At 64.1% G+C, this 25,347-nt stretch carries 20 protein-coding genes; 5 read left to right on the top strand and 15 right to left on the bottom strand.

What is annotated here, in order from left to right:
• The first annotated feature begins 42 nt into the window (after positions 1-42).
• Together ASE22_RS13360 and ASE22_RS13355 are read left to right on the top strand one after the other, a co-directional pair.
• Positions 43-840, top strand: coding sequence for a cupin domain-containing protein (locus ASE22_RS13360; RefSeq protein WP_056360119.1), 798 nt, complete (start codon positions 43-45; stop codon positions 838-840).
• Between the two features lie 12 nt (positions 841-852).
• Positions 853-1,638: a glutathione S-transferase family protein gene (locus ASE22_RS13355; protein WP_056360116.1), complete on the top strand. Its 786-nt coding sequence runs from the start codon at positions 853-855 to the stop codon at positions 1,636-1,638.
• 176 nt (positions 1,639-1,814) lie between these two features.
• Here the strand turns inward: ASE22_RS13355 and ASE22_RS13350 are convergent, their stop codons facing one another.
• The 4 genes from ASE22_RS13350 to ASE22_RS13335 all read right to left on the bottom strand — a co-directional run bounded on the left by ASE22_RS13350 (position 1,815) and on the right by ASE22_RS13335 (position 5,821).
• Positions 1,815-3,164, bottom strand: coding sequence for an NtaA/DmoA family FMN-dependent monooxygenase (locus ASE22_RS13350; protein ID WP_056360113.1), 1,350 nt, complete (start codon positions 3,162-3,164; stop codon positions 1,815-1,817).
• A 131-nt stretch (positions 3,165-3,295) separates the two neighbouring features.
• Positions 3,296-4,234 (bottom strand): LysR family transcriptional regulator, encoded by a 939-nt coding sequence (locus ASE22_RS13345; protein ID WP_056360109.1) that lies wholly within the window; start codon positions 4,232-4,234, stop codon positions 3,296-3,298.
• Positions 4,235-4,286: 52 nt separating this feature from the next.
• Positions 4,287-4,826 (bottom strand): carboxymuconolactone decarboxylase family protein, encoded by a 540-nt coding sequence (locus ASE22_RS13340; protein WP_056360106.1) that lies wholly within the window; start codon positions 4,824-4,826, stop codon positions 4,287-4,289.
• Positions 4,827-4,840: 14 nt separating this feature from the next.
• Positions 4,841-5,821 carry a fumarylacetoacetate hydrolase family protein gene (locus ASE22_RS13335; protein WP_056360103.1) on the bottom strand — a complete coding sequence of 327 codons (981 nt, stop codon included), beginning with the start codon at positions 5,819-5,821 and terminating at the stop codon, positions 4,841-4,843.
• Between the two features lie 241 nt (positions 5,822-6,062).
• Here ASE22_RS13335 and ASE22_RS13330 point away from each other — a divergent pair, with 241 nt between their 5' ends.
• Together ASE22_RS13330 and ASE22_RS13325 are read left to right on the top strand one after the other, a co-directional pair.
• Positions 6,063-7,679 (top strand): long-chain fatty acid--CoA ligase, encoded by a 1,617-nt coding sequence (locus ASE22_RS13330; RefSeq protein ID WP_056361226.1) that lies wholly within the window; start codon positions 6,063-6,065, stop codon positions 7,677-7,679.
• A gap of 125 nt (positions 7,680-7,804) precedes the next feature.
• Complete coding sequence (locus ASE22_RS13325) at positions 7,805-10,006, top strand: TonB-dependent receptor (protein WP_056360100.1); 2,202 nt, start codon at positions 7,805-7,807, stop codon at positions 10,004-10,006.
• Between the two features lie 416 nt (positions 10,007-10,422).
• Here the strand turns inward: ASE22_RS13325 and ASE22_RS13320 are convergent, their stop codons facing one another.
• The 7 genes from ASE22_RS13320 to ASE22_RS13290 form a co-directional block, all read right to left on the bottom strand.
• Entirely contained in the window at positions 10,423-12,033 is a 1,611-nt protein-coding gene (locus ASE22_RS13320) for a long-chain-fatty-acid--CoA ligase (RefSeq protein ID WP_056360097.1), read from the bottom strand.
• 69 nt (positions 12,034-12,102) lie between these two features.
• Positions 12,103-13,521 carry an aldehyde dehydrogenase family protein gene (locus ASE22_RS13315; RefSeq protein ID WP_056360093.1) on the bottom strand — a complete coding sequence of 473 codons (1,419 nt, stop codon included), beginning with the start codon at positions 13,519-13,521 and terminating at the stop codon, positions 12,103-12,105.
• A 49-nt stretch (positions 13,522-13,570) separates the two neighbouring features.
• The gene (locus tag ASE22_RS13310) at positions 13,571-13,903 is read right to left on the bottom strand and encodes a hypothetical protein (RefSeq protein WP_056360090.1); all 333 of its coding nucleotides are present in this window, start codon (positions 13,901-13,903) and stop codon (positions 13,571-13,573) included.
• Between the two features lie 17 nt (positions 13,904-13,920).
• Entirely contained in the window at positions 13,921-14,766 is an 846-nt protein-coding gene (locus ASE22_RS13305; protein ID WP_156397220.1) for an acetoacetate decarboxylase family protein, read from the bottom strand.
• 66 nt (positions 14,767-14,832) lie between these two features.
• Positions 14,833-16,512, bottom strand: coding sequence for a dihydroxy-acid dehydratase domain-containing protein (locus ASE22_RS13300; protein ID WP_056360085.1), 1,680 nt, complete (start codon positions 16,510-16,512; stop codon positions 14,833-14,835).
• A 35-nt stretch (positions 16,513-16,547) separates the two neighbouring features.
• Positions 16,548-17,300, bottom strand: a complete 753-nt coding sequence (locus ASE22_RS13295; RefSeq protein ID WP_056360083.1) for an alpha/beta hydrolase family protein — start codon at positions 17,298-17,300, stop codon at positions 16,548-16,550.
• A gap of 29 nt (positions 17,301-17,329) precedes the next feature.
• A complete protein-coding gene (locus ASE22_RS13290; protein ID WP_056360081.1) occupies positions 17,330-18,130 on the bottom strand; it encodes an SDR family NAD(P)-dependent oxidoreductase in 801 nt (266 codons plus the stop codon).
• A gap of 202 nt (positions 18,131-18,332) precedes the next feature.
• On the opposite strand from ASE22_RS13290, the gene ASE22_RS13285 reads away from it, so the two are divergent.
• Complete coding sequence (locus ASE22_RS13285; RefSeq protein WP_056360078.1) at positions 18,333-19,310, top strand: LysR family transcriptional regulator; 978 nt, start codon at positions 18,333-18,335, stop codon at positions 19,308-19,310.
• A gap of 39 nt (positions 19,311-19,349) precedes the next feature.
• Here ASE22_RS13285 and ASE22_RS13280 read toward each other — a convergent pair whose 3' ends face one another.
• The 4 genes from ASE22_RS13280 to ASE22_RS13265 form a co-directional block, all read right to left on the bottom strand.
• On the bottom strand, positions 19,350-20,471 hold the full coding sequence (locus tag ASE22_RS13280) for an LLM class flavin-dependent oxidoreductase (protein WP_056360075.1): 1,122 nt from the start codon (positions 20,469-20,471) through the stop codon (positions 19,350-19,352).
• Positions 20,472-20,538: 67 nt separating this feature from the next.
• Positions 20,539-21,423, bottom strand: a complete 885-nt coding sequence (locus tag ASE22_RS13275) for an MBL fold metallo-hydrolase (protein ID WP_056360072.1) — start codon at positions 21,421-21,423, stop codon at positions 20,539-20,541.
• A gap of 5 nt (positions 21,424-21,428) precedes the next feature.
• Positions 21,429-22,796 carry an LLM class flavin-dependent oxidoreductase gene (locus tag ASE22_RS13270; protein WP_056360070.1) on the bottom strand — a complete coding sequence of 456 codons (1,368 nt, stop codon included), beginning with the start codon at positions 22,794-22,796 and terminating at the stop codon, positions 21,429-21,431.
• A gap of 78 nt (positions 22,797-22,874) precedes the next feature.
• Positions 22,875-25,169, bottom strand: coding sequence for a TonB-dependent receptor (locus tag ASE22_RS13265; RefSeq protein WP_082545437.1), 2,295 nt, complete (start codon positions 25,167-25,169; stop codon positions 22,875-22,877).
• Positions 25,170-25,347: the final 178 nt, after the last annotated feature.

Genomic DNA, 25,347 nt, shown 5'->3' with positions numbered 1-25,347 from the left:
ACCGGGGCTGGTAGCGTGGCGGCAAGACCAAGGGAGAGAGACGTGGCCGATCACCAGACCAGCGACAGCGCGACGCTGATCCGCGCCTATGTGCGCAAGGCCGGCGACCATCGCATTGAGCTGCCGCACCAGCCTGGCCAAGCGCACCGCTCGGCGGCGGGCTGGACGATCGACTACAGGCTGCAGGAGATCACCGGCGGCGATGCTCGCTCCATCTCCACCGTCCCCGGCCATTTCATCGACAAGCCCGCCTTCGGCAGCCCCTGGCACCATCATGACTGCGACCTGCAGGTGGCGATGGTGCTCGAAGGATCGATCGAGCTGGGCTATCGGGGCGGCCGCTATGGCCGCGCGGGCAAGGGCGACATCCTCTTCATTCCCGGCCATGTGATGCACGACGTGAGCAATCCGTCCTCCGACTATCAGGTCGCCGAGATCACCTTTCCGGGAAGCTTCGGCACGGTCGAAGGGGTCGAACCCGCTTCGGACATCGACACCCCAGCGCGCACCTGGGGCAGCAGCGCCGCGATCCGCCAAGGCGAGGCGCGCGGGGTGATCGCCTATCTCTACCCGGTGATGGGGCCCTATGACCGCCGGTTCCGTATCCGGCGCCTGCGCCGCTCGCGCACCAGCCCGTTCGAGCCGGGATCGCTGGCGCATGACGACCGCTACCGGTTCCTGATGGTGATGCAAGGCTGGATGGACGTGGACATCGACGGCCAGACCCTCCGCGTCGAAACCGGCGATATCGTCGTCCTGCCGAAAGGCGTCGCCTGCGAGCAGCGTGCCATGTCCGACGAGCTGGAAATGATCGAGACCAGCGTGCTCGAACAAGCCTGAGGAGACACAGCCATGGCTGAACTGCTGGTGATGCACCACGCGACCTGCGCGCGGAAGGCGCTGTCCGCCCTGTTCGAAAAAGGCGCGCCGGTCCAGACCCGCGAGCTGCAGCGCGAGTATCTGCGTACCCCCGGCTATCGCGCGCTCAACCCCGACGGGGTCGTGCCAACCTTCGTCGACGACGCCGGACGCCCGCTGGTCGAATCCTCGCTGATCATGCGCTATCTGGATGAGGCCTATGACGGCCCGGCGCTGCAACCCGCGCATCCCTGGGAGCGGATCAAGGTCGACCACTGGCTGAAGCGGGTCGACGAGAAATATTTCCCGGCCCTGGGCGCGATCACCGCCGCCACCTTCATCCGATCGATGTTCGGAGACCCCGTCGACGAGGCGCGGCTGAAGGCGATGCTCGACGCGATGGTCAACCATGGCGACCGGCTGATGCGCGAGGATTGCGTGCGGAAGGGCACTGCCAGCCCCTTCGTGACCGCAGGGCTGGCCCAGCTGCGCAAGATGCTCGACGACGTCGAGGCGGCGCTTGGCGACCGCGACTGGCTGGTGGGCGATGCGATCAGCCTGGCCGACTGCGCGATGCTGCCGATCATGCTGCGCTTCGTCGAATTCGGGCTGGACCCGGCCTGGGCGAACCGTCCCAAGGTCGCCGCCTGGTGGGCGCGGCTGGCAACCCGCCCCTCTACCGCGCGGCTGCTGGAGATGGCCGACCCTGCGCTGCTCCAGGAGATCAAGGACGCCATGGCCGACGAGCCGCGGCGTTACTATCTATCGATGCTGGGCTGAGCCCCGCGCCGCGGGAACGTCACGCCGAAGATATTTCGGCATCCCGCCGCCTGCACGGCAAAAGCGCACGCACGAATCGCCAGGCGAAACGACAAGCTGCCCGCCCGGTGGATGCCGAAACCTGTTCAGCGGGACGGGATCGGGAGGAGAAGGCACGCCCCCTCCTCTCCCATCCCCTACCGGCTGAAGCTGCCCGCCAGATGGTCGCTGTCGATGCGGCGGTGGCCGAACAGCTTTTCGCGGAAGGTACCCGGCTGGTAGGCGGTCTTGTAGCGGCCGCGCTTCTGCAGCTCGGGCACGACCATGTCTATGAAGTTCTCCAGCGTCTCGTGCGCGACGATGCGGGCGATGTTGAACCCGTCGATATCGGCCTCGTCCATCCAGCGGATCATCTCGTCGGCGACCTGTTCGGCCGATCCAATGAAGGCGACATTGGTACCGCACAGCGCCTTTTCGTCGAGCACCTGGCGGAGGGTCCAAGCGTTGTTGCGGGTGAACATCTCCAGCGCCGACTGGTTGGCGTCGTTCTTCTGATAGACGATCGGTTCGTCGAGCGGATATTTGGACAGGTCGATTCCCATCGCCCCCGACATCATCGAAATCAGTCCTTCGAAGCTGCTATAGCGCTTGTAATCGGCGTAGCGCGCCTTCGCCAATTCCTCGGTTTCGTCGACGAACACCGAGATGCCTGTGAAGAATTTGATCGACTGCGGGTTGCGCCCCTCGGCCTCCGCCGCCGCGCGGACCCTTGCCACCTGTGCCGCGACCAGCTCGGGCTTGGTGCCGTTCAGATAGACGCCCTCGGCATGGGTGGCGGCGAAGCGGCGGCCGCGCTCGGAGCCGCCCGCCTGGAACAGGACGGGCGTGCGCTGGGGCGAGGGCTCGACCGGGGCGATCGCCTGGAAGCTGTGATATTCGCCACGGAAATCGACCGTGTCGATCAGGTCCGGATCGGCATAGACGCGTGCCTCCTTGTCCTTCTTCAGCGCGCCTTCGGCCCAGCTGCCTTCCCACAGGCGATAGACTCCCTCCAGGAATTCGTCTGCCATCTCGTAGCGCAGATCATGCTCGGCGAGGCCCGTGCGGCCCATCGCGAGCGCGCCCGAGCGCAGGTAGGAGGTGACGATGTTCCAGCCGAGCCGGCCGTTCATCAGATGGTCCATCGTCGAGATGCGCCGCGCGAAGCTATAGGGGCTTTCGTAGGAGGCGCTGCCCGTCATCGTGAAGCAGAGATTGGTGGTGACCGTCGACATGGCCGTGACGATGACCGACGGATCGAGACTGGGGGCCTGCGATCCGTTGCGCAGCGCGCCATCGGCCTTGCCCTGGTAGACGTCGGGCATACCGTAGACGTCGGCCATGAAGAAGTTGTCGAACAACCCGCGCTCGGCGAGACGGGCATAGTTCAGCCAGTAATCGAGCTTCAGATAATCGACCGCCTTGTCGCGGGGGTGCGCCCACAGGCCGAAGGCCTGGAAGCTGGGGTTGCCCTGCTCGAGCACGTTGAGCCTGATCTCTTTCGGCATGCCATCCTCATCACTGATGCTGTCGCTAGGCGCGGAAGCTGTTGGAACCGGCATAGCAGCGGCGGTTCGACGATCCGGCATTATGAATTTGCGTCGGGTTCATGTCCCCGGTTGATGAACCGGGCGCGCGGTCAGACCTGCGCGACCGCGAAACGCTCCATCCAGCCATCGGAGGCGCGCCGCGCTTCCTCGGTGAACATCTCGACGAAGGCCTCGGCCTCGGGGACCAGGACATTGGCGGTCCGCTCCAGCAGCATGATCGAGAAATCGACGTCGGGATCGCGCAAGGGGTAGATGGCGAAGCGCTGCCGGTCCGCCTCGGGATCTATCATCAGGCAGGGGGTGACGGTGCGCCAGTCGCTTCGCCCGACCAGGTCGAGCATCGCCAGAGCCGAATCGATCTCCAACTCGGCGTCGACGGTGATGTCGTGCGCGCTCAGGCAGGCCATGATCGCGGCGCGGCGGCCCTCCATCCGGCTCGCCCAGGCGATATTGATCGGACGGTTGGGCGGCGCGGTGGTGAGCGGCCCCGGCTGCTCGGGCGTCGCCTGCGACACCAGACATTCGGGGGTGATCAGAAGCTGCCGGGCGCGGATGCCGGTTTCGCCGCCATGCAGGGTGCTGATTGCGAAATCGAGTTCGCCAGACGCGATCATCTGCGGCAGCAGCGATCCGAAGCTCTCGACGATCCGCACCTTCACATTGGGATGGCTCTGGGCGAAGCGCATCAGGGTGGGGGCGACGATCCGGTGGGTCAGCGCCGGGATGATGCCGACGGTGAAGGTGCCCTGATGGCCGGGAACGAACTGGGCGACCCGGTTGGTCGCGTCGTCGATGCCGCGCAGGGTCTCGATGCATTTGCGGTAGAAGATGTCGGCGACGGGCGTCGCGGTGACGCCCACCTTCTCGCGCACGAACAGCTTGACGTTGAGCAGCATCTCCAGCTGGCGGATATGGTGCGAAACGCCCGACTGGGTGCTGTTCTCGCGCTGCGCCGCCGCAGTGAAGCTCTTCTCCTCATAGGCGGCGACGAAAAGCCTGATATCCTGCAGCGATCCGCGAAACGGCACGTCGGCATCCTCTCCTTCGATCCTCCTAGACTCCCTGTCGGGAGCCCGAACGTCAATCCTCGGGCACGTCCAGCAATGCCGTGAAATGGGCCAGGCCCAGATAGAGCGCCAGGGTCAGCCCCAACTCGATCCTCTGGCGATTGTCGAGATGGGCCTCGATCGCCGTTTCGACGTGCGCCGGGCGCTCGCCCGGATCGGCGGCGAACTGCTCGGCGAAGGTCAGGATCGCGCGCTCGCGATCGGAGAAAAGACTCGGCTGGGCATCGGGCGCTCGGACATGGGCGATCTTCGCCTCGCTCACCCCAGCGGCGCGGGCGATCATGCGATGCTTGTCCAGTTCATAATCGCCCTGATGCCGTTCGAGCACGCATAGGATCGCCAGCTCGCGCTCGCCCGGATCGAGCTCGGTTTCGAAGCGCAGCGCATGCGCCAGGGCGATGAATCGGTCGAATACCGCCGGGCTGTTCGCGAGGGTGCGGTGGATGTTGACGATGCCGATCGGCTTGGCCTTCAATCGCGCGAAGGTGTCGGCGACGTCGGGATGATCGCTCTGCTGCACCAGATCGACCGCGATACGCTTGCCTTGTTCCATAGCCCGGCCTTCTCTCAGATGATCCGCGTTCGCAGCACGCCGATGCCCCCGACCTCCAGCTCGATCCGGTCGCCGCGCAGGACATGGCGCTGCAATTCCATCGAACAGCAATCGACGACGCAACCGGTCGAGAACAGCTCGCCCGGATAGATGGTCTGTGACTGGCTGGCATAGGCGATGCAATCGGCGAAGCGCCAGTAGGGACCCTCCGCGGTGCCGCTCGACCAGGTTTCGCCATTGACCCGCACCGCCACCTTCAGCGCGTAAGGGTCGGGGATCTCATCGGCGGTGACGATGCACGGGCCAAACGGATTGGACTGGTCGAAATCCTTGCCCTTGCCAACGCCGAGGCCCGTCGCCATCGCCTTGAATTGCGCGTCGCGCGCGCTGAGATCATTGAAGATCGAATAGCCGAAGATATGGCCCTGCGCCTGATCGGCGGCGATGTCCTTGCCTTGCCGGCCGATGATCGCGACCAGCTCCAGCTCATAGTCGATCCAGTCCGAATAATCGGGCCAGCGAACCTCGCCGCCGGTCGCGGTGACGGCGGTGCAATCCGAATAATAATAGCCCGGGGTCGCGCGCCAGCCGGGGCCGACCAAAGCTTCAAGATTTGAGGCCTGCCGCGCCGCCTGATAGGCGGCTTCGGGATCGGGCTCGCGCGCCGCGAGCATCCGCGCCGCGCCCTCGACCGCCTGGCGCAGATGCCGCTCATAGACCGAGAAACCACGGATCTTGCGCGGGCGCGGTATCGGCGGGGCGAGCGTGGCGGACGCGAGATCGTGAAGCGCCTCGTCAGGCGCCCCGACCAGCATGTCGCGCGTCATGTCGAGCGCGACCGCACCGCCCTCGATCAGCGCCAGCATGGAAGCGAAGGGGGCGAAGTGCGTCTGGCGCAGCAGATCATGGGCATGCTCGAGATCGAGCAAGCGGCCGTCGCTCGTCTCGACGCCGAGCCGCTCCTGCCCATCGAGGAGAAAGGTGTACAACTTCATCTACGCGGCATCCCACACCTGATCCTGCCGGACGTGTCTCGATCGGCTTTTCGGCGGAATCGCGTTTAGCAGCGGGGCTGTCGCCGCCCGCATGATGCTTTTCGCGGCGCGCCATCGCCAAAATTGATGCCTGCTCCATCAGCCGCGTTGATGGCGGTTCGGCAAAGCAATCATGACGCGATCGGGCGATAGCCTCTATGCTGCGGCAAAGCCCGATCGAGAGGACAGGATGGAAGCTTTGATGCAGTCGGCACCGCTGATGATCAGCGGCATAATCCGCTATGCCGCTGCGGCGCATGGCGACCGCGAGATCGTGTCGCGGCTCGTCGACGAACCGACATGGCGTCATGACTGGGCCTCTGCCGAGGAGCGCGCGGGGCGGCTGGCGCAGGCGCTGATCCGCCTGGGCATCGGCGACGGCGACCGGGTGACGTCGCTCGCCTGGAACACCCACCGGCATCTGGAACTGTTCTACGGTGTGCCAGGTCTCGGCGCAGTGCTTCATACCGCCAACCCGCGGCTGGGCGACGAGCAGATCGCTTTCACGATCAATCATGCCGGCAGCCGGGTGCTGTTCTTCGAACGCAACTTCCTTGAGCTGGTGGAGCGGTTGCGGCCCCGGCTGGAGCATATCGAGCATTATGTGATGCTGACCGATGCCGAACGGCTGCTGGACAACGGCCTTGGCGCGTCCGGCTACGAGGCGCTGCTCGCGGCCGAAGAAGGCGGCTTCGCCTGGCCGCTGTTCGACGAGAACCGCGCCGCCTTCCTCTGCTACACATCAGGCACCACCGGCGATCCCAAGGGCGTGCTCTACAGCCACCGGTCGGTGGTGCTGCACGCCATGGCCGGGGGCCTTGGCGGTGCGCTGGGCTTCACCGCCTTCGACGCGATCATGCCCTGCCAGTCGCTCTACCACGCCACCGCCTGGGGCCTGCCCTTCATCGCCGCGGTCAACGGCTGCAAGATGGTGCTGCCTTGCGACCGAATGGACGCCGCCAGCCTGCACAGCCTGATCCACGAAGAGGGCGTTACCTTTTCCGGCGGCGTGCCGACGATCTGGACCATGTATCTCGATCACCTAGCCCGCACCGGGGAGAAGCCCGGCACCCTGCGCCAGCTCGTCATCGGCGGATCGGCGGTGCCGCGCGCGATGGCCGAGAGCTTCCAGCGCGATCACGGCGTCGCCGTCCGCCAGCTGTGGGGGATGACGGAGACGAGCCCGATGGGCGTGATCGCGACGCCGACCCCCAAGCTCGCGGCCGAGGGCGAGGACGAGATGGACGAGGTGATATGGACCCGCCAGGGCCGGATGCAATTCGGCATCGAGCTGAAGATCGTCGATGAGGAGGGAGCCAAGCTGCCGCATGACAGCGAAAGCTCCGGCGCGCTGCTCGTGCGCGGCCCCTGGGTCATCGGGCGATATTATCGCGCGGAGGCGAGCGCGACCGATGCCGATGGCTGGTTCGACACCGGCGATATTGCGACGATCGATCGCTTCGGCTTCATGCGGATCACCGATCGCAAGAAGGACGTGATCAAGTCGGGCGGCGAATGGATCAGCTCGATCGATCTGGAGAATGTCGCGGCCGCCTGCCCCGGCGTCCGCATCGCTGCGGTCGTGGGCATCTTCCACCCGAAATGGGAGGAGCGCCCGCTGCTGGCGATCGAACCGCATGAGGGCAGCATCGTCACTCCCGAGAAAGTGAAGGCCTATCTGGAGCCGCGCATCGTGCGCTGGTGGATGCCCGATGCGATCGTGATCACCCCGGTGCCGCTGACCGCCACCGGCAAGATCGACAAGAAGGTCCTGCGCGACCGCTATCGCGACCATCTCGCCGACGCCGACGCCGTCTGACCGCCCGGCGGAGCATCTATGCAATTCTCCGATGGACATGCCCAAAACTGATCATGAGCGCTGCGGCGCGACTTGGGGTTAGACCCACAATCCAGCTCTCGCAGACAGAGCGGGGAGGACGCCAGATGAAAGATACCATGCTCACCAACCGTTTCACGCGCACCGCGATTGCCGCCCTCATGCTCGGCTCGGCGGCCGGCGCCTATGCGCAGGATACCCCTGCCGCCGCCGCGAACGACGCCGAAGCCACCGAGGGCACAGGCGACATCATCGTCACCGCGCAGCGCCGCGCCGAGCGCCTTCAGGACGTTCCGATCGCGATCAGCGCGGTGGGCGCGGACCAGATGAGCAACCGCAACGTCCGTACCGTGTTCGACCTGCAGGGCAGCGTGCCGGGCCTGTCGATCTCGGGCTTCGCGGGGGTCAACGCCACCAACTTGGTGTCGCTGCGCGGCATCGCCGGCCAGCCGGTGCCGATCGGCGCGAGCCAGGCGACGGCGGTCTATCTCGATGGCGTCTATCTGTCGAAACCCGACGCCGGCTTCTTCGGTCTGCAGGATGTCGAGCGGGTCGAGGTGCTGCGCGGCCCGCAGGGCACGCTCTACGGCCGCAACGCCACGGCGGGCGCGATCAACATCGTCACCCGCATGCCGACCGACCGGGTCGAGGGAGTGATCGACGGCAGCTACGGCAATTACAACAACATCGCTCTGGGCGGCTATATCAGCGGACCGATCGGCCAAGGCTTCTCGGGCAGTCTGTCCGGCAGCTACAATGATCGCGACGGCTATTTCCGCAACATCGTCACCGGCAACCGGATCGGCGACGCCTCCTCCTATTCGCTGCGCACCAAGCTGCGCTACGAGAGCGAGGGCGGCTTCGACGCGACGCTGTCGGCCGATTATACCAACAAGGAATCCGAGGACCTGTTCACGCCGGCGACGATCGTCGGCGGCCGCAAGGTCTTCTCGACCAAGACGGTCAACACCAACCTCGAGGACCAGATTCGCACCCGGCTGAAGACCGGCGGCGTCGCGCTGACGATGAACGCCGAGGTTTCGGACAATTTCACCGTTACCTCGATCTCCAGCTATCGCCGGTTCAACTTCTTCACCGTCTACGACATCGACGCCAATGCGACGACCTCGATCCAGCCGATCTTCATCAACAAGAATGAAACGCTGAACCAGGAAGTCCGCGGCGTCTATGACGGCGGCGCGCTGCGCCTCACCGTCGGCGGCAATTATTACAACGAGAATGCCGAGGTCTATCTGCGGGTCAATCCGCTGGCTTACACCAAGGATCAGCTGAAGCTCGATCCGCGCCCGCATTCGAAGAGCGACCTGTCGGCCTATGCGCTGTTCGGGCAGTTCGAATATGACATCAGCGACCGCCTGACCGCCGTCGCCGGCCTGCGCTACAATTACGAGAAGCGCAATTTCACCATCGATTATTCGACCGCGGGCGCGCCGGGCGTGTTTCCGCCGATCATCGGCCGGGTGTCGGACACCGCGGTACTGCCGTCCTTCGGCCTGAACTACAAGATCGACCGTGACGTGATGGTCTACGCGAAGGCGAGCCAGGGCTATCAGTCGCCCGGCTATGCCTATCAGCCGGGCGCGGGCGGGCCGCTCAACACCTTCGGCGCCGAGAAGCTCTGGGCCTATGAGGCGGGCATCAAGAGCCGGTTCCTCGATCGCCGCGTCACCCTCAACGCCGCCGGCTTCTATTACGATTATACCGGCATCCAGCTGCGCCGCCTGATCAGCTCGCTGGTCTCGCGGATCGAGAATGCCGGCGCCGCCAGCGTGAAGGGCGGCGAGGCCGAGCTGATCGTGCGCGCCGCCCCCGGTCTGACCCTGAACGGCCAGGTGACCTATTCGAAGGGCGTCTACACCAGCTTCTGCGAAGGCATCACCGTTGGCACCCCGCAGAACAACGACGCGGTCTGCGCGGGCACCCCGGCCCCCACGGCCAACCGCCGCGGCAACCAGCTGAACCAGGCCCCGCGCTGGACGGGCGGCTTCGGCGCGCTCTATGAAACCTCGCTGGGCGGCGACATGGAGCTGAAGCTCAGCGCCAACTATGCCTGGGAATCGAACAGCTACTTCACCGCGGCCAACGAGGCGGCGGTGAGCACCGGCGGCTGGCACCGGCTGGACGCCCGCGCGGCGCTCGGCTTCGGCAACGGGCTGGAGATCTATGCCTATGGCCGCAACCTGACGGACGACCGTTATACCGTGATGGCCTTCCGCTTCGGCGCGAACGTCTCTTCGGTGGTCAACGACCCCCGCACCTACGGCATAGGCGCGCGATATAAGTTCTAGTTTCGATAAAGGTCGCCTTCAGACAATATCGGATAAGCCTCGCCGCGCCTGGAGCGTGCGTCGGCAGCGGGCGACAAGCAGAAAGAAGCGGCGAGCGCCGGCGCTCTCGCAGGATTCGTCTTGGCTTGGCCGTGCGAACCTTGGTGTCGGTAAGCACGGCTCGGTCCAGCTTTCGAAGGCCGTTCCGGGACAGGTCTCCAACGTCATGCGTAATGACAATGGAGACCTATCTCTTTCTGCAAACCCGTCGCCTGCTCAGGCGCGGCAAAAATGAGCCGCCGGACCACCGCCTAAGCCCGGCGTGCCGGCCGTCCGGCAAGCCATCATTGAACGCCAATTGCGATAATCACCGCTCCAATGTCCCCGATGCGGCTATTCACACCATCGGCTGGAACCACATTTCTGCCAAAGTCATTCTAGGTGGAATGAGAATCGCGCAATTTTTTCTTGTCGATTTTGCCTGTCGCTCCCAACGGAATTTCGTCGACGAACCGTACCTCGTCGGGCATCCACCATTTTGCGATCTTGCCGTCTAGATATGCCAATATCTCCTCGGCCGTTGCCACCGCACCGCCCTTGAGCTTCATGAGGAGAAGGGGACGCTCGTCCCACTTGGGATGCGGTACGCCGATTACCGCACAAAGCTCCGCCTTGGGATGACCCAGAGCGATCGTCTCCAAGTCTACCGAGCTGATCCATTCGCCACCGGATTTGATGACATCCTTGGCCCGGTCGGTAATCTGCATGTAGCCGCGATGGTCGATCGTCGCGATGTCGCCCGTGTCGAAGAAGCCTTCGCCGTCGAGGATGGCGATGTCCTCCTGGCCGAAATAGGCGCCGACGATGGTTTCGCCCTTGACGTGTAGCCGCCCCGGCGTCCGCCCATCATGTGGCAGCCGACGACCATGATCGTCGGTCAGTTTCAGGTCGACTCCTGGCAAGGTCCGCCCCTGCTTCAGGCTGTAACGGATACGGTCGTCGAGCGGCATGGCGGCCACCTCGCGATCCGGTGACGACAGGGTCGCAAGCGGCGATGCTTCGGTCATTCCCCACGCATGGAGGACCTCGACATCATGCTCGAGAAACTCCCGAACGATCGTCTCCGGGCAGACCGAGCCCGCGACCACCGCGCGCTTCAGCCTGGTGAGCCTGCTTCCGGTCTCCCGGCAATATTTAAGCAGCCCCTGCCAGACGGTCGGCACGCCGGCCGCGAAGGTAACCCCCTCGCTTTCGATGAGTTCGTAAAGCGTCGCGCCGTCGACGCGCTGCCCGGGCAGCACCAGCCTCGCCCCCGCCATCGGTGCGGAGTAAACCAGTCCCCAGGCATTGGCATGATACATCGGCACGAGCAGCAGCACCGTGTCGGTCGATGCCAGGTTCAATCCGTCCGCCTGGCAGGTGATCAGCGAGTGCAGATAGTTGGACCGGTGCGAATAGAGGACACCCTTGGGATTGCCGGTCGTTCCCGACGTGTAACAGAGGCCGGCGGCCGTCCGTTCATCGAAGCCGCCCCAGTCGCAGTCCGCGCCATGCCGGCCGATCCATGCGGAAAAGCCATCGACCGAGACCGCGCTGCCGTCGATAAGGCAGATCGTCTCGTCGTCGAAGAAGATAACCTGTTCGACCATCGGACAGGCGGGCAGGATTGTTTCCAGGATGGACAGGCATGCGCTGTCTGCGAAGATCACCCGGTTGCCCGCGTGCCTGACGAGGTAGCCGATCTGATCGGGCAAGAGCCGCGGATTGAGCGTGTGGCAAACCGCCCCGATCGCGACCGTGCCATACCAGGCCTCGAAATGCTGCGCGCTGTTCCAACCGAGCGTACCGATCCGGTCACCGAGCCGGATGCCCGCAGCAAGCAGTGCGTTGGAGACTTGCTTCGCCCGCCCTAGGCAGTCGGCATAAACGGTGCGGTGCCGCGCGCCCTGGTTATCGTTCCAGACAACCTCGGTCCCGCCATGCCATCGCGCCGCGTGGGAGAGGAGGGCGTCCAGGGTAAGCTGTCCCTCCTGCATCAAACCGAACATGTCACTCTCCGCGATCGTCGTCCCGGCGGGGCTATTCCCCCGCCGGCAGCCTCATGATGCCGACCCTCGTCAGCCGACGTGCTGCTTCGAAATGTTGATGACGCACGTCTGCGAGAATTCGATCATGCCGTCGGTCGAAAGCTCCGTCCCGATCCCCGACTGCTTGGCGCCGCCGAAGGGAATGTGCGGCCCGAAATCGAGATGCTCGTTAACCCAGACCATGCCGCTGTCGATCTGCCGGGCGACGGCATAGGCGCGCTCGCTGTCAGCCGACCAGACCGAGCCGCCAAGGCCATAGTCGGAACTGTTGGTCCGTCGCACCGCATCGTCCACGTCGTCGAACCTGATCACGGGCAGGATCGGCGCAAACTGCTCCTGGTCGACCAGCATCGCGCCGTCTTCGATGTCGCGCACGATCGTCGGCCTGATGAAATAACCTTCGCCCTCGGCGACATCGCCACCGGCGATGATCCGGCCTTCCCGGCGCGCACCGTCGAGGAAGGTTTTGGCTTTCGCGAATTGTTCGGCGTTCTGCACTGGGCCCATCTGCGTGCCCTGCTGCAGCCCGTCGCCGACGATCGCCGCGTCGGCGAGCTTCGCCAGCTCGTCGCATAGAGCATCGTAGATGCTGCTATGCGCGTAGACTCGCTTGACGGCGATGCAGACCTGTCCTGCGTTCATGAACGCCTTGGAGAAGATCTTGGGCGCCACGATCGATACGTCGACATCGTCAAGGACGATGCTGGCGTCGTTGCCGCCGAGTTCGAGCGAGATGCGCTTCAAGGTCGAGGCGGCGGCCGCCATCACCTTCTTGCCGGTGGCGCTCGATCCCGTGAAGGATATCTTCGCCACATCGGGATGATCGGTCAGCGTTGCACCGAGATCGTTGAGATCGGTCACCACGCTGAACACGCCGGCGGGGAAGATATCCTTCGCAAGCTGGCCGAGCATCAACGAAGTCACTGGCGTGGTCGGCGCGGGCTTCAGGATGAAGCTGTTGCCGAGCAGCAGCGCGGCCGGGAACTTGAACGCGGCTAGGAGGACAGGGAAATTCCACGGCATGATCGCACAGACCACGCCGAGCGGCTTGCGGTGTATTTCGACGCGCCGCACGTCATCGTCCTGGATCACTTCGATCGGCAGGTCGATCGTGGTGAAGTGGCGGACGAACGCTTCCGTCGCGGCGATCTCGAAGGACGCCTCCGGGAGGGGCTTGCCCTGCTCACGAACGAGAGCGCGGGCGAGTCTGTCGGCGTTCGCGGCGATCGCGTCGGCAAACGTCAGGAGGCGCGCACGGCGTTCATCAAGCGGCAATGCGGCCCAGGCCGGCTGCGCCGCTTTTGCGGCGGCGACGGCCTGCTCGATTTGCCGCCCTGAGCCGCGCGGAACCGACATGAAAGGCCGGCCCGTCGCCGGTTCGATCACCTCCATCGTGGAATCGCCGTCGACGAGTTGTCCGCCGATCAGGAGCTTGAGGTCGTCTGACATCGCTGGTCATCCTCTCCGAATGCGCCGTGGGGCGCGCGTATGATGGTGGTCAAACCTGCGTCGCGGCGGCGATCAGCGCCGTGGCGCCCAGCAGCAGCCCGATCTTTGCGAGCGATGCGGACTCGTGATATACGGTGATCCCGATCACGAGCACGACCAGCTGGAGCGTGATCGTGATGATCGGCGTCAGCATGCTGAGCTCGACGCCGTTGTTCACGAGCCGGGCAAACACACCGAAGCTCGCTATGAACGCGACGACGCAGCCGACCGTCGGCCACAGCGCCGTGAACCCACGCGTCGCGGGAATGAGCGACAGGCCGACGGCCTGGCCGATGATGGTGAAGGCGAAGGCGCCGATGATGGGGAGAGAGAGTGTAGACACGTCGCAGTCCTCCTTGATCAGCTGAGGATCGTCTGGTCGGAGAAGTCGAGATAGGTCGTCCCCTCCATGATGAGGGCGTCGAGCGCTGCGCACTGTTCCAGCGCGGCGATTTTCGCGACGATGTGATATTGGGTCGGCATGTCCTGCCATTGCGGTAGGTTGAACCGGATGCTGCCGGTGCCGGTCCAGACTGAAGGCGCCGGCTGCGGATCGCGCATATTGGCCGTGCCGGGCACCGGCGACAGCGTCAGATAGTCGGCATCGGCCACGTCCCACTGCCCGCTGCGGGGAATATATTTATGGGCGATGATCCCCGCTCCGACGCTGGCGCCGATCTCGGACACCAGCACCGGATCGGCGGGCGTCTCGCAGGACAGTTGCAGCTCGGCAAAGGTGAAGCCTTCCCAGCTCGCACGAATATGCGTCTCGCCGTTCAAGCGACGGGGATCGGGCAATTGCGCGTAGAGCTTCGGATGCCCAAGCTGTTCGCGACCGGTGATGATCGGGTCGCCGAGATTCTCCCACATCACCGCGGTGTAGACACCGTCGACCGTCTCGCCGGTCCCGCCCTTATGGGTTACCGGAATCATCAGCGACAGGATGTTGTAGCCGCGGCCCGCCAGCCAGGGGATGTCCCGCAGGCAGAAGAAGTGGAATTGCGCCATGGGCTCGCCGCGCAGGGCGAGCCCTTTCGGCAGCAGAGCGCCCAACTGGTCCGCGCGACCGAGAAACCGGACGACATAGCGTGTGAACTTGATCGGCCCCGGGCGAAAATCCGCATGGTCGGGCGCCTGACGCGGTCCCCCGGCGGCGCCGAAGGAGGTCGGCATGATGCTGATCTTGGGAGCGGCAGGTGGCGTCATGATATCATCCAATCGAGCGATGTGATCGGCGTCGGCGTCATCCGCCGGCGTCGCGGGGCGACAGGGTCATCCGTAGGAATGTGTCGGCGCTCCCAGATGGGTCGGGCCGACCGAGCGCGCATATTTCTCGCCCACCCCGCCGGACCAGAATTTGGACGGTGACAGGGCCGCGCGGCGCCGGGCGATCTCTTCGTCGGCGACCTTGAAATCGATCGTCCCTTTCTCGGCATCGATCCGGATGATGTCGCCGTCCTCGACCAGCGCGAGCGGACCGCCGCCATGCGCCTCGGGCGAGACATGGGCCACGCACAGGCCGCCGGTTCCTGCGGGCCACCGTCCATCCGTGACGAGCGCCACGTCCTTGCCCATGCCGCGCCGGCGGATCGGGATCGGGACATCCAGCATTTCGCGCATGCCGGGACTACCACGCGGCCCTTCGCCGCGGACGATGATGACGTCGCCGGCGCTGAACTTCCCGTCGGCGATTCCCGTGCGTGCCGCGGCATCGCCATCGAACACGCGCGCCGGGCCTTCGAAGACGAGCGACGGAATATCGGCGGTCTTCACGATGCAGCCGCCGGGCGCGAGATTGCCCTGCAGGATGACGATGCCGCTGTCGGGCTGGAACGGATCATCGCAGGAGCGGACGATAGTGCCATCGGGAGAAGGAGCATCGGCCAGCGCCTCCGACAGCGGACGTCCGTCATTGGTCGGCGTGTGCGGATGGAGGAAGCCGCCATCGAGCAGCGACTTGAAGATCACCGGCAGACCGCCGATCCGGTGAAGATCGATCAGCGCGTGGGGGCCATTGGGAATGAGGCTGGTGATGCGCGGCGTCCGCCGCAGGATTTCCGCCATGTCCTTCAGCTCGAACTTCACGCCCGCCTCGTTGGCGATCGCCGGGAGATGCAGCAGCATGTTCGACGATCCGCGCGTCGCGGCGACGACGGTCACCGCATTCTCCAAGCTCTCGCGGGTTACCCAGTCGCGCGGCAATGGGCCGCCCTCGACAAGCAATTTCACCGCCTGCTCGCCGGCCTTTCGGGCGAGCGCGAGACGCTGCGAATAAACCGCTGGTATCGAGGCCGTGCCGAGAGCCGAAAACCCCATCACCTCGGCGCAGGTCGCGCCCGTACTCGCAGTGTTCAGGCCCGGGCAGGTGCCGACCGACACCATCGCGTCCTTGTTCAGCTCTTCGAGCTCCTCTTCGCTCATCTCCCCGTTAAGCGTCCGGTCCATATCGCCGAATACCCGGTAGAAGTTGATCGGCTCGCCATTGCTCCAGCCGCGCAGCGCCGCGCCGCCATGGACGTATACCCCGGGGATATTGACGCGGGTCAGGGCCATCAGCATGCCGGGGACGGTCTTGTCGCAGGCCCCCAGGGTCACGGCGGCGTCATAGCGCTGTCCCTGGAGGACGAGTTCGACCGAGTCGGCGATCAGCTCGCGCGAGATCAGGCTGAACTGCGGCCCGCGTTCATGGACCATCGTCCAGACGTCCGAGATCGAGACCGTCGAGAATTCCCGCGCCGTCGCGCCCGCCACCTCGACGCCCAGCTTGGCGGCCGCGGCCTGTGGCGCGAGCGACATCACGCACGGACTCACCTCGGCATGGGTATGCACGACGCCGACGAACGGCTTGGCGATCGCCTCGTCGTCGAGACCGGTCGCGCGCAGATGCATCCGGTTCGCCACGCGCATCGGACCATCGAGTGTCGCTCTCGAGCGCCAGGGCGGGTTGTTCATCATAATCTCCTAGGGCGCGCGGGACGGCAAGGTAGCTAGGCGGCGGGTTTGTCGGCCGGGCCGAAGGCCTGGACAATGAATTCGAGCAGCTCGTCGAGCTGCCCCGGCGCCGTCAGCGAATGGCCGCCCGGAAAAGTGTGAAGGCACTTGTTCGGCGATCCAAGCGCATCGAACAGGGCCCGCTGGCCCTCGGTCGAAAATATCTCGTCTTCGGATTTTATCTGGAACAGCACCGGAGTCCGCAGCCGGCGCGCGCTGTCGAAGAGACTGGCCTCCTGTCCCCAATCGGTGCCCCACATGCCGAGTGCCGCCGCCTTGATGCGGGTTTCTGCGGCGCAAAACGGGATGCCGTAAGCCGTTCCCATCGACATCCCCAGCCAGGCGACACGATCTGGATCGGCCCAGCCCTGTTGTAGAACAGCGTCCAACGCCATCCGCCAATCGGCGACATAGGCGTCGATACCGGGATGGTCCCGCCAATGGCGCTCGAACAGACCCAGCATTTCAGGCACGGGCAGTTCGTCGTCCCGGCGACGGCCATGGATAGGCCCGTCGATCAGCAGGACGGCGCTACCCGTACGTTCGACCACCTGCCGCGCCAGATCGTCGGTGCGTTCATGGCGCTTGTGAAAAGGCCCGCCGTGCTGAAGCAGGGTGAGCGGGCTATCGGCGCCCGCCGACTTCCGCGCGTTCCAGAAGGTCGCCGGAAGGACGCCGCCGTCTTGATGGAGGGTAAAGTCGAAGCGACTGTCCGACGAGGAACCTTCGAGCTTCAGTTGGATGCTCATGCCGCGATCTCGCTGATATCGAACATGTTTCAGTCCGCGGTCATGCCGCCGTCGATGACGATCTCGGCGCCGGTGATGTGGCGCGCCGCATCCGAAGCGAGGAAGCGTACCGTTTCGGCTATCTCCTCGGCAGAGGCCGCGACGCCGATCGGAACCATGGCGCCGGCGACTTCATGGACATCGAGCATGCCCGATGCGCCTTCCGCTCCGGCGAGCATTCTGGCCTCCTTAGCATCATGCTTGCTCCAGGCGGGGGTATCGACGACGCCGGGATGCACCGAATTGACGCGGACCTTGTTGCGAAGCTCGGCGCATTCCAGCGCGATCGCCTTGGTCATCATCCGTACCGCGCCTTTCGCTCCGCAATAGGCTGCCATGCGGGCCTTGCCCTTGAGGCCCATGATCGAGGAGATGTTGACGACGGCCCCGCCCCCCGACTTCGCGATCCTGGGAATACCGTGCTTCATCCCGAGAAAGGCGCCCTCGACATTGATCGCCATGACGAGCCGCAATTCGTCCAGCGACATCGTGAACGTGTCGGCCAGCATCGATTTGCCGGCGCAGTTGACCACGGTGGTCAGCGCCGCCGCATGTGCATCGGTCAGGTCGAATGCAGCCTGCCAATCGGACTCGAGCCTGACATCCAGCTTGACCGCGGTCGCCGTGCCGCCCGCGTCCGCGATCAGTTCGACGGTGCGATCGGCCCCGGCCTTGTCGAAGTCGGTTACCCAGACATGCGCGCCATGGGCCGCGAAGGCCAGGCTTGTCGCCCTTCCGATTCCGCTTCCAGCGCCGCTGATGAGCACCGCCTTGCCTTCAAACCCCGACATGCACTCTCCTAACGATCGATCATCGTCGAGCGCGGTCGCGCTCGCAGCGGCTTGCGATGAACTTAGCGGATTTGTTTTCTGCTTCGTCTCGGCAAACGATATGGGCGGGCGACGATTCGGACTAGCTCGATAAAAATTATGCAAGCCATAGGCGATGTCCTATGGTTGGGCTGCGATGTTCGGCACAATGGAGAGGGCTGACATGAACCTGCGCAGTCTGCGCTATTTTCTGAAAGTTGCCGAATATGGCAGCATCACGCGGGCGGCGCTGGGCTTGCACATTACCCAGCCATCGCTGACACAGCATCTGCGCCACCTGGAAGAGCATTTCGGCCTCGCCCTGTTTATGCGCCACGGCCGCGGCGTCATGCTCACCGAAGCCGGCAAAACGTTGCGCCTCAAGGCGGAAATTCTGATCGATGAGATCGACGGGCTGCAGAGCCAGCTCGAAAGTGCGCAGGCGCGCCCGCGCGGCACGCTGTCGATCGGCATGCCGATATCCTGGTCGGAACTCGTCACCTATCCGGTGATCGAACGGTTTCGCCGCGAATTTCCCGAGGTCCATGTCAAGCTCGCGGTCAATGCCAGCGAGGCGCTGGCCCAAGCGATGAATGCCAACGAGCTGCAGCTCGCGGTGCTGGTGGAGACGGACGAGCAGGATAATTTCTGGTCGAAGCCGCTCGTCGAGGACGAGCTTTTCCTGCTCGGTCCGGCGGGATCCAAGCTCAGCGCGCTGGGATCGATCAGCCTGCGCGATGTCGCAGACTATCCCATGATCCTCCCGCTGAACCTGACGATGGTGATGCGGCGGATCGATCGAACGCTCGCCGCGGCCGGCAATACATTGAACCCCGTTTTGGAAACGCCGTCGACGAACATCCTTCCGCTCGTCGCCCGGGGCCTCGGCTACACGATCCTGTCCGCCTGCGCGCTGCCAACCGAGGAATCGGGCGCCGCGTTCGAGGCCATTCCGCTGACCGACGCATCGATGACGTGGTCGATCGCAACGCCGAAAAATCGCCCAAAGACCGCCGCGGTATCCGCCTATGAGAAATACCTGACCGAGCAGGTTGTGGAATCGGTCTCCTCGGGCCGCTGGCGCACCGCTAAGATGCGGATGCTGTCCGACGGGGTCGCCGACGACGACACTGCGGAGGCCGTCGCCAAATTGCGCCTGTGAACCTGAGCGGAGCGCGCCCCGGCGCCCGGCTCCAGCGGATCAGCCGCCTGCAACGGGCTTTCGCAGACCTGCACGCTCCAGCAACGGCAGAACGTCGCGGTTGAAGCGCCGGGCTCCGTCGACGAAGTCGATCCAGGTCAAAAGCACACCATCCAGCCCTGCGTCCGACAACATGGACAGCTTCTCGCAGATGCGCTCGGCGGTTCCGACCAGAGGGAAGCCGCCATAACCCGCAGCATATCTGGTCCGCACGGCTTCCCACGCCTCGCGCGGCATGTCCTTCACCTCCGGGACCGACAGGCCGATCAGGCCGTCGATGCTTTCGCGGTCCTGATGCTCGACGGCGTAATATTCGACAAAGTCGTCCGCCCCCTTCTGCGTGTCGCGCTGGACAACATAGGTGTGGGCCCACACCTGAACGTCGCGGCCGAACTCCTCCCGCGCAACGCGCTTGTACGCGTCGACCTCGTTGCGGATACTGCCGGGCGATTCGGATTGAATCCCGATGAAGCACAAGTTGGCATGCTCGCACGCAAAGCGCCTGCCGCGCCCCGAATGCCCCGCATTCATGATCGGCGGATGCGGCCGCTGTACCGGTTTGGGATTTGAAAAGCCGCCGATCACGTCGAAGAATTCGCCATGGTGGTCGAACTCTTCGGTCGAACTCCAGAGCTGCTTCAGGACGTCCAGCCATTCGGCGAGATAGTCGTAGCGCTGGTCATGCTCCCGCAGCGGCGCGCCGAACATTTCCAGCTCGGGCCGGTTCCAGCCGCCCACCACGTTGAGGGCGAGGCGGCCGTTGGAGATGATATCGATCGTGGCGGTCTGCTTGGCGGCCACGATCGGATGGATGGTCGGCGCGTGCGAGGTGACGAAGACACCGACCTGCGTGGTGGCCTGCGCGATCGCGGCGGCAAAGGTGTAGGGATCGAGCACTTCGCCCGACACATGGCCGGGCTTGCCCTGCACATAGCCCTTCCAGCGGGCGAAAGGCACGACCGCCTCATATCCCGCGCGGTCGACCTCTCTAGCCACCTCCAGCGCGCCCTGCCAGTTCAGCTGGTTCGCTTCCGGAGCGAGCGAATGCGTCGTGCCGCGTCCATTGGTACAGAATGTGCCGAGCTTGAGCTTGTTGCCGTTGAAAACCGGATTTCGGCTCATGATGCTCTCCTCTCCTATCAGGTGGGGCTATCCGCCGTATGCTTTTGCCGCGTGGAGCATCGACGGGTCAGGTCTCTTCGACCGTCCAAGCATCGCCATCGGTCCGCACATAGACCCCTGAGGATCCGGCGAAATGCGCCACGAGCAGCATGACGTCGTGATCGGCAGCGTGCGCCAGGACGCTACGGCGCGTGGCGATCGCCACGGCTTCGTCCTGGCAGAAGTTGCTCGACACATGGGGCAAGGCCGCCTGAACCGGGTGGTGGATGACGTCACCGGTTATGATCGCTTCGTGGCCGCCGGACGAAATCACGATCGAGCAGTGTCCGGGCGTATGCCCCGGCGTCGCCTCGAGCCTCACGCCCTCAACGATCACATGGCCGGGATCGACCAGCTCGGCGAGGCCGGCGTCCATGATCGGCTGCACCGAATCCTGATAGATCGCCGCCGCGTCGCCATCGCTGTCGATTTCGGCGCAGGCGATCTCCCGTCTTGCGAACAGATAACGCGCATTGGGGAAAGTCGGCACCCATCGGCCGTCAACCAACATGGTGTTCCACCCGCAATGGTCGACGTGCAGATGCGTGCACAGCACGACGTCGATGCTCTCCCGCGGGAAGCCGGCACGTTCCAGTCTTTCCAGGAACGGGTTGTCGAGCATGTCGAGCAGCGGATGACCGCGCGGCTTGTCGTTGCCGATGCAGGGATCGACCATGATCCTCTTGCCGCCGGCTTCGATGATGAAGGCCTGGAAATGCAGGATGATATCGCCATCGTCGGTGGCGAAGGATGGGCATAGCCAATCGCCATGATCCAATATCTCGCGACGCGTCGCCTGGATGAAGATTGCCGGATCGAATGCGGTGGGCGGCAATTCGAGCACGCGCGTCACGCGTATTTTGCCGATAGTCCAGCGCTTGAAGGTCTCCAGGTCGGCGGGGAGCTGCTGCATGTCTTTTATCCTGCCCTATGGCGGAACGCCGCGCCGCGATGATCGGCGGGACGGCGCGCACCACCTTCGGGAAACATCTTCTCACGCATCGTGCCGGGGGCATATTGGGTCTTGTAGCGCCCCCTGTCCTGCAACCGAGGCACGACGAGATCGATAAAGGACTGGAGCCCGGCGGGTTCGACGGTGCGGACCAGGTTGAAACCATCGAGACCCGTCTCGTCGATCCAGTCGATCATGCTGTCGCAAACCTGCTCGGGCGATCCGACGACGAAAGGTTCGCGCCCCGGCAGGTCCGCGAACGCCGCGATATCGCGGACGCGCACCTTCTTGCCGCCATTATGTTTCGTCATCGCCTCTACCGCGGTCTGCATCGCATTACTTTCGACATATTCGATCGGATCGTCGGGGTCGTATCGAGAAAGATCGATGCCGAGGAAGGAGGACATCATCGCCAGATTGCCGGCCTCGTTGCTGTAATCCGCATATTGGCGCTTGAGATCCAGCGCCTCGGCTTCGGTCGGTGCGACGATCACTGTCACAGCGTTGAAGACCTTGATGCTGTCGGGTGTACGCCCCGCCTGTTCGGCCGCCTTGCGATAGCTGTCGACGATCCGCCTGGCGCTGGGCTTGTCATGCGCGGCCGTGAAAGCCGCCTCGGCGTGCTGGCCCGCAAAAGCAGTCCCCTTGCCGGACCCGCCCGCCGCATAGATGAAAGGTGTCCGCTGGGGCGACGGCTCGCACAGATGATAGCCTTCGCAACGGTAGTGCCCGCCATGGGAAACCTGCCGCACGCGACCAGGATCGGTGAAGGTCCGGCTCGCCTTGTCGCGTACCGCCGCGTCGTTGTCCCAGCTTTCTTCCCAGAGCTTGTAGACGAGTTCCATATAGTCGCTCGCCAGCTCGTAGCGCCTGTCGTGCGGCACCGGCTCGACACCCATCGCCCGCGCCGTCGACGCGAGGATGCCGGTCACCACATTCCAGCTGAGACGACCTCTGGTGAGGTGATCGAGAGTCGAAAGGCGTCGGGCCAGCAGATAGGGCGGCTCATAGGTGGTATTCGCGGTGACGCCGAAACACAGATGCTCCGTAACCGCCGCCATCGCCGGGATGAGCATCATCGGATCGTTCGAGGGAAACATCCCGCCCGCGCGCATGACGGCGTCCGGCCTGCCTTCATAGATGTCGGCCACGCCCAGCGTATCGGCAAGAAAGATGCCGTCTATCAGGCCCTTTTTCGCCGCGCGGGCCAGCTCGATCCAATAAGAAAGGTCATTATACCGCTCGCCCTGGGCATCCGGATGCGCCCACAATCCCGTCCATGCCTGCGCGGGGGACGCCATGTAGAACGCGTTTATGAGGATCTGCTTGTCCATGGATTGCCCTTTACGACTGCGGTTACGAGGGCCGTCGTGGGACGAACGGGCACCGAGACAACTCGACGCCCGCTCCAATCAGAACTTGACCGATAGCGACCCGCCATAGGTTCGCGGTGCGGCGGCACCGGCCTGGAAACCGGCCGTTCCTGCCGGGCCTACCGACTCCTGCGAGATGGAGTAATATTTCACGCCACTCAGATTCTTGCCCCAGGCACCGACCGTCAGCCAGCTCAGCGAAGCCGGCGTGAAGTTGAGCGAGGCGTTCACCAGGGTCACTGCCTTCTCGATCACGAAATTGTCCGGGTTCCAGGCGAAGCGGCCGGTATAGGACAGGCCGACATCGGCGACCCAGGCACCCGCGCTGTTGTCGAGCTTGTAATTTGCGCCGGCGTTGAAGCTCCACTTCGCCACATTCGGCAGCTTATTGCCGCTCCCTCCATCTGCGGGCACCGGGCACGGCCCGCCCTGCTGTGCGGTCGACGGTCCGGCGATGGTCGTGCCGTTGAGGCAGTAGAAGGGCGCATTGATGTACCGGACATATTTTCCATCGAGATAGGTCGCCGCGCCGCGCAGGGTGAGACCGTGCACCGGAACCGCCTCGACGCTGAACTCGGCGCCCTTGATCCGCGCCTTCTGCGCATTGGTCAGAATGATGCCGGGGATCAGGCCCTGAACGTCGACCGCCAGCACCTGCGGGTTTTTGATGTCGTTCCAGAACAGCGCACCGTTCAGGCGTACACGACGATCGAACAGCTCGGTCTTGAGGCCCAGTTCATAGGCGTCGATGACTTCGGGAAGCGCAGGCGGGCTATCGAGCGGGAAGGTCTTGTACGCACCCGATTTATAGCCGCGGCTGATCGATGCGTAGCCCATCACGTCATCGGTGAAATGATGATCAAGCGTGCCTTTCCAGGTCAGCTTCTTGAACTGCCTGGAGTTGCTGTAGGTGGGCGACGAGCCCTTCAGGTCGTCGATATTGTACCGCAACCCGACGGTCAGGTTGGTGTCTGCGAGGACGGGAACCGTGGCTTGTCCGAAGGCGGAATAGCTGTCGATGATCTGCCTGGACCTGATCTCCACCACGGCGCCGCCAAATGCGTCGCCGTAGAGGGAAATCGGGTTATATTTCACCAGACTGTGAAGATAATAGGCGCCCACGATCCAATCGATGTCGCTGCCGCGTTTCGACTTGAGCTGAAACTCCTGGGTGAACTGCCGGTCGGCGCTCTTGAGGTCGCCGTTCAGCAGATTCTGCGAAGTGATGTCCGCATCGAGACGGATGAGTTCCTTCGAGTTGCGGAAACCGGTGATCGACACGAGGTCAGCAAATCCCAGTCCCTGATCGATCCGCAGCGAGCCGCCATAGCCTTCCGCCCGAGCGAACTGCGGGAGATCCTCGCGCGTATCGTAGAAATGATCACCCGGGACATCGGCAAGCGACGGCAACCTGATCGGCGGATTAGGATAACCCGGTGCGACGATGGCGGCCGAAGATGCGTAGGTTCCGCTGTGGCGGTCCTGCACCATACCGATGTCGCCCTTGGTGTAGGCGTAGAAGCCGACGAGCTTCACGCGCGTCGAGTCACCCGGCTCCCAGAGGAGCTTGGAGCGGACCGTCGCGAACTTTTCCTTGAAGATATCGCGGCCGGTGGCGAGGCTTTCGCCCCAGCCGTCACGCTGATCTGTCCCCGCCACGGCGATGTTCCAGGCGAGGGTGTCGGTCAGGGGCGTGGATGCGTATAGCTGTCCGCTCAGCCGCTGGTAATTTGCATAGCCGACCGAGGCGTTCACCTCGGTCTCCCGGCCGGGATCCTTGGTGAACATCTGGATGGCGCCACCGGACGAGTTGCGGCCGAACAGCGTGCCCTGCGGTCCCTTCAGCACCTCGACGCGATCAATGCTGTTGATCGCCAGATATGCGGTGCTCAGCCGCGTGTAATAGAGATCGTCGATGTAGACCGGGACGCTGGACTCGTTGCCGAGATTGCCGCCGGCCGCATTGCCGATGCCGCGCAGGAAGGGGAGATATACGCCCACGACCTGCGGAATGTTCAGCGACGGATCGACGAAGGACAGTTCCTTTATCGTCGAGACGCCGCTGGCCTGGAGGGCCGCTCCACCAAAGGCGCTAACCGACACCGGAACGTCCTGCAGCTTCTGCTCGCGGCGCTGGGCCGTTACTACGATATCCTGGAGCTGCGCATCATCCGTTGCAGAAGGCGCTTCGACATCTGTCGATATGGCGGCGCCCGTAACCTGCGCAAGGGCGGGCAAGGGAGTCAGGATCGAGGAGGCAAGGAGTGCGAAGGACAATCTACAGACCGAGCTTCGGTTCTGGAGATTTGGGTTCTCGCTTAGAAATTTTTTCATCTGTCCCCTCCGGTTCTAGTTTCTATTTGAACGACACAAGCACCCCGGAGCGGATTGTATGCCGCTCCGCTGCGCCGTGCTCGAACAACGCCAGCGTTCATCCGATATTGCGAGCGGAGGATTAATCTCGCCGATAAGGCAGGACTAGCGCGATAAAAATTATACGAGCCATAGGCAA

This window comes from Sphingomonas sp. Root720, assembly GCF_001428605.1.
Taxonomy (GTDB): Bacteria; Pseudomonadota; Alphaproteobacteria; order Sphingomonadales; family Sphingomonadaceae; genus Rhizorhabdus.
Note: the sequence above shows the minus strand (reverse complement) of the source record. Positions and strands in the feature narration are given on the sequence as shown.